The 5,427-nt window shown below is 47.4% G+C and carries 2 tRNA genes and 3 rRNA genes; all 5 read left to right on the forward strand.

Annotation, left to right across the window (positions count from 1 at the left end):
* The first annotated feature begins 222 nt into the window (after nt 1-222).
* The 5 genes from BN102_RS10395 to rrf all read left to right on the forward strand — a co-directional run bounded on the left by BN102_RS10395 (nt 223) and on the right by rrf (nt 5,360).
* A 16S ribosomal RNA gene (locus BN102_RS10395) occupies nt 223-1,753 on the forward strand.
* A gap of 161 nt (nt 1,754-1,914) precedes the next feature.
* Nucleotides 1,915-1,988: transfer RNA gene (locus tag BN102_RS10400), tRNA-Ile, on the forward strand.
* A 37-nt stretch (nt 1,989-2,025) separates the two neighbouring features.
* Nucleotides 2,026-2,099: transfer RNA gene (locus BN102_RS10405), tRNA-Ala, on the forward strand.
* Between the two features lie 151 nt (nt 2,100-2,250).
* Nucleotides 2,251-5,173, forward strand: a 23S ribosomal RNA gene (locus BN102_RS10410).
* Nucleotides 5,174-5,250: 77 nt separating this feature from the next.
* A 5S ribosomal RNA gene (gene rrf, locus BN102_RS10415) occupies nt 5,251-5,360 on the forward strand.
* The 16S, 23S and 5S rRNA genes sit together here with 2 tRNA genes alongside, the layout of an rRNA operon.
* Nucleotides 5,361-5,427 lie beyond the last annotated feature (67 nt).

The following is a 5,427-nucleotide window of genomic DNA, read 5'->3' on the forward strand; positions in this document are numbered from 1 at the left end:
AGTGAATTATTACTTTTGCATCCGCTTTCCTTATGAAGGTCAAGGCGTGTGTTCTATGATATGATGTAAACAGCAAGCAGTACAAGCGTTTGCCTTCTTCTTTTTTTTGAAGTAGGCATGGACATTACATAAAGTTGGATAATCACATATATTCGACTCCTGTTTCAGAAGTAAAATTTCCTATTCCGTAATATTTCGGAATTAGGTATTCATTATATTTTTCCAAAGAAGAGTTTGATCCTGGCTCAGGATGAACGCTAGCTACAGGCTTAACACATGCAAGTCGTGGGGCATCATGATGTAGTAATACATTGATGGCGACCGGCGCACGGGTGAGTAACGCGTATCCAACCTACCCTCCACTCAAGTATAGGCTTCCGAAAGGGAGATTAATCCTTGATATCGTCATTCTCTCTCCTGTTAGAATGATAAAAGGACATCGTTTCGGTAGAGGATGGGGATGCGTTCCATTAGGTAGTAGGTGGTTTAACAGGCCACCTAGCCGATGATGGATAGGGGTTCTGAGAGGAATATCCCCCACACTGGTACTGAGATACGGACCAGACTCCTACGGGAGGCAGCAGTGAGGAATATTGGTCAATGGGCGCAAGCCTGAACCAGCCATGTAGCGTGAAGGATGACGGTTTTTTTGATTGTAAACTTCTTTTCTGTGCGATTAAAGTGTGGCATTTATGCCATATTGCAGTTATCTCAGGAATAAGCATCGGCTAACTCCGTGCCAGCAGCCGCGGTAATACGGAGGATGCGAGCGTTATCCGGATTTATTGGGTTTAAAGGGAGCGTAGATGGTTTTTTAAGTCAGCTGTCAAATGTATGGGCTCAACCCTTATTATCAGTTGAAACTGTAAGACTTGAGTGCGGTGTGGGTACATGGAATTCGTGGTGTAGCGGTGAAATGCATAGATATCACGAAGAACTCCGAAAGCGTAGGCATTGTACCATAGCGCCACTGACATTGATGCTCGAAGGTGCGGGAATCAAACAGGATTAGATACCCTGGTAGTCCGCACAGTAAACGATGAATGCTCGACGTTGTCGATATACTGTCAGCGTCCAAGCGAAAGCGTTAAGCATTCCACCTGGGGAGTACGCCGGCAACGGTGAAACTCAAAGGAATTGACGGGGGCCCGCACAAGCGGAGGAACATGTGGTTTAATTCGATGATACGCGCGGAACCTTACCCGGGCTTGAATTGTACCTGTAGGTGTTTGAAAGATCATCGTCTTGTAAAGAGCAGGTATGAAGGTGCTGCATGGTTGTCGTCAGCTCGTGCCGTGAGGTGTCGGCTCAAGTGCCATAACGAGCGCAACCCTTTCCATCAGTTACAAACGAAATTAGTCGTGTACTCTGTTGGTACTGCCATCGTAAGATGTGAGGAAGGTGGGGATGACGTCAAATCAGCACGGCCCTTACGTTCGGGGCTACACACGTGTTACAATGGGGGGTACAGTGGGTCGCTATCCGGCGACGGAGTGCCAATCCTCAAAACCCCTCCCAGTTCGGACTGGAGTCTGCAACCCGACTCCACGAAGCTGGATTCGCTAGTAATCGCGCATCAGCCATGGCGCGGTGAATACGTTCCCGGGCCTTGTACACACCGCCCGTCAAGCCATGAAAGCCGGGGGTACCTGAAGCACGTTATCGCAAGTATCGTTCCAGGGTAAATCTGGTGATTGGGGCTAAGTCGTAACAAGGTAGCCGTACCGGAAGGTGCGGCTGGAACACCTCCTTTCTGGAGTTCAGTGAGAGTAATATGGTGTTGTCTTTTTTTTATGGATGTTTTGCTTGTATCTGTTTGTCTGTTTATTCTATACGTTAGCATGATTTTTTTTCATGCTTTCAGAGGGAGAATGAATCTTCTTTTGTTTCGGGTTTAGAGTTTGATGCTTTTTCAGTCCTATAGCTCAGTTGGTTAGAGCGCTACACTGATAATGTAGAGGTCGGCAGTTCAACTCTGCCTGGGACTACGGCCTGTGTGTGTTGTCTATATATTGCCGGTTTTCGGGGGGATTAGCTCAGCTGGCTAGAGCATCTGCTTTGCAAGCAGAGGGTCAACGGTTCGAATCCGTTATTCTCCACAAATTGGATTAGGTTGTATAGTTTCAATCTATTTCTATTTCGTTCTATGACATGATGGACCATAAGTTAATATAAAAATCCTTCAGCCTATGTGGCTGATGGAATGATGCATATTTCTTTCTCTTGTTATTTTCAGGAGTAAAGCGATTGCAGGAAAGTATAAAAGGGCGCATGGTGGATGCCTAGGCTCTTGGAGGCGATGAAGGACGTGATAAGCTGCGAAAAGCTTCGGGGAGGCGCACTAGCCTTTGATCCGAAGATCTCCGAATGGGACAACCCGCCACCTTGAAGGGGTGGCATCTGTCATTTGACAGAGGCAAACGCAGGGAACTGAAACATCTTATTACCTGCAGGAAAATAAAACAAACGTGATTCCCTTAGTAGTGGCGAGCGAAGCGGGAATAGCCCAAACCTTTTGTGTTTCGGCACAGGAGGGGTTGTAGGAGCACGATAAATGGTACGTTTACTTAAGAGTTGAATACGCTGGAAATCGTAGTCATAGCGGGTGATAACCCCTTAAACGAATTTTGAGACGGCCAAGTGTCATCCTAAGTATCGCGGATCACGTGAAAATCTGCGAGAATCCGCCGGGACCATCCGGCAAGGCTAAATACTCCCAAGAGACCGATAGTGAACCAGTACCGTGAGGGAAAGGTGAAAAGCACTTCTAGTCGAAGAGTGAAAGAGTTCCTGAACCCATGCGCCTACAAGCTGTCGGAGCACCCAATAGGTGTGACGGCGTGCCTTTTGCATAATGAACCTACGAGTTACCAGTTCCGGCTCGGTTAAGTACGATGACGTACGTATCCCTAGCGAAAGCGAGTCTTCTACGGGCGAGAATTCTTTTTTTTTAAGAAGATGTCGGTACTGTTAGACGCGAAACCAAGTGATCTACCCTTGTCCAGGTTGAAATACGGGTAACACTGTATGGAGGACCGCACCAATAAGCGTTGAAAAGCTTCTGGATGAGGTGAGGGTAGGAGTGAAAGGCCAATCAAACTTGGAGATAGCTCGTACTCCCCGAAATGCATTTAGGTGCAGCCTCAGTATTGCTTTTGCGAGGTAGAGCCACTGTTAAGTTGCGAGGGTTTCACCACCTGTCAAGACTTTGCAAACTCCGAATGCGCATGAAAGTTTATACTTTGAGTGAGGGCACGGGTTCTAAGGTCCGTGTCCGAGAGGAGAACAATCCAGACCATCGTCTAAGGTCCCCCAATGATCGCTAAGTTAATCTAACGCGGTATCATTCCCTTGACAGCTAGTATGTTGGCTTGGAAGCAGCCATTCATTTAAAGAGTGCGTAACAGCTCCCTAGTCGAGGAATGTTGCATGGATAATACTCGGGTATTAAGCGATCTACCGAAGACATGGAATCGTTATATACGATTGGTAGGGGAGCATTCCATGTGCGTTGAATGAGAGAGATGACTTTCTCTGGAGCGCATGGAAAAGCAAATGTAGGTATAAGTAACGTTAAAGGGGGTAAAAATCCTCCTCGCCGTAAGACTCAGGTTTCCTGATCAACGTCAATCGGATCAGGTTTAGTCGGTTCCTAAGGTTCAGCCTAAAGGCGTCACCGATGGTATAAACGGTTAATATTCCGTTACTGTTTTCAAGAAGCGATGCGTAGACGCAGGCGTGACAGTGCAGCCGTCTGACGGAAAAGACGGTTGAAGAGTTTAGCAGTAGAAGTCTGTAGGCAAATCCGCAGACTGATGTGAATCTCGATAGTACGTTGTTTTCTTATGGAAGCGATGAAATTGCACGTAATCTTACTGCCAAGAAAATCCGCTAAGCAATTTTTTGAGAACACCCGTACCTTAAACGGACACACGTAGTCGCGTAGAGCATACTCAGGCGCATGAACGACTCACGGTTAAGGAACTAGGCAAATTGTCCCTGTAACTTCGGGAAAAAGGGTCCCGTCTTAGTGATAAGCGGGCGCAGTGCAAGAGTCCAGGCAACTGTTTACCAAAAACACAGGGCTGTGCCAAGTCGTAAGACTCCGTATACAGCCTGACACCTGCCCGGTGCCGGAAGGTTAAGAGGAGAGCTCATCCAAAGAGAGAAGGTTTGAATTGAAGCCCCGGTAAACGGCGGCCGTAACTATAACGGTCCTAAGGTAGCGAAATTCCTTGTCGGGTAAGTTCCGACCTGCACGAATGGTGTAATGATCTGGACGCTGTCTCAACCGTGAATTCAGTGAAATTGTAGTATCGGTGAAGATGCCGATTCCCCGCGATGGGACGAAAAGACCCCGTGAACCTTTACTATATCTTATCATTGTATGTGGGCCTGTATTGTGTAGGATAGGTCGGAGACTAAGACGCTTGTACGCCAGTTCAAGTCGAGTCGTCGTTGAAATACGACCCTTTTCATGTCTGTATACTAACTCCTGTATAGGAGGACATTGATTGGTGGGTAGTTTGACTGGGGTGGTCGCCTCCTAAAGCGTAACGGAGGCTTCTAAAGGTACCCTCTATCCGTTTGGTAATCGGATATATAGTGTAATGGCCTAAGGGTGCTTGACTGTGAGACCCACAAGTCGATCAGGTAGGAAACTAGAGCATAGTGATCCGGTGTTTCCGCATGGAAGGGACATCGCTCAAAGGATAAAAGGTACTCCGGGGATAACAGGCTGATCCCTCCCAAGAGCTCAAATCGACGGAGTGGTTTGGCACCTCGATGTCGGCTCGTCACATCCTGGGGCTGGAGTAGGTCCCAAGGGTTGGGCTGTTCGCCCATTAAAGTGGCACGCGAGCTGGGTTCAGAACGTCGTGAGACAGTTCGGTCTCTATCTATCGCGGGCGTTGGAAATTTGCGTGGTACTGTCACTAGTACGAGAGGACCGTGACGGTCAGACCTCCGGTTTACCGGTTGTGCCGCCAGGCGCATTGCCGGGTATCCGCGTCTGTTAGGGATAAGTGCTGAAAGCATCTAAGCCCGAAGCCCTCCACCAGATTAGATTTCCTAGTTTTTAGGGTCGTCAAAGACGATGACGTTGATAGGATGCAGGTGTATGGATGGAGACATCTTCAGCCGAGCATTACTAATAGCCCGAAGCTTTCCTGTGTTTGTATGATTCTTTTAGTCTTTTTTAGGGAGGAAGTGTGATTTATACAATTTATGTCCATCATGTTATTAAATTATTCAGGCGGTTATAGCGGGGGTGTTCCACCTCTTTTCCATTCCGCACAGAGCAGTTAAGTCCCTCCGCGCCGATGGTACTTCTGATGAGGTAGAGTAGGTCGCCGCCATTTTTGATTGATTCAATTAAATTTCGTTAGAGAAGTTCTCCTCTTTTAAGGAGTGCTTCTCTTTTTTACT

The organism is Phocaeicola abscessus CCUG 55929, from assembly GCF_000312445.1.
Lineage (GTDB): Bacteria > Bacteroidota > Bacteroidia > Bacteroidales > Bacteroidaceae > Phocaeicola > Phocaeicola abscessus.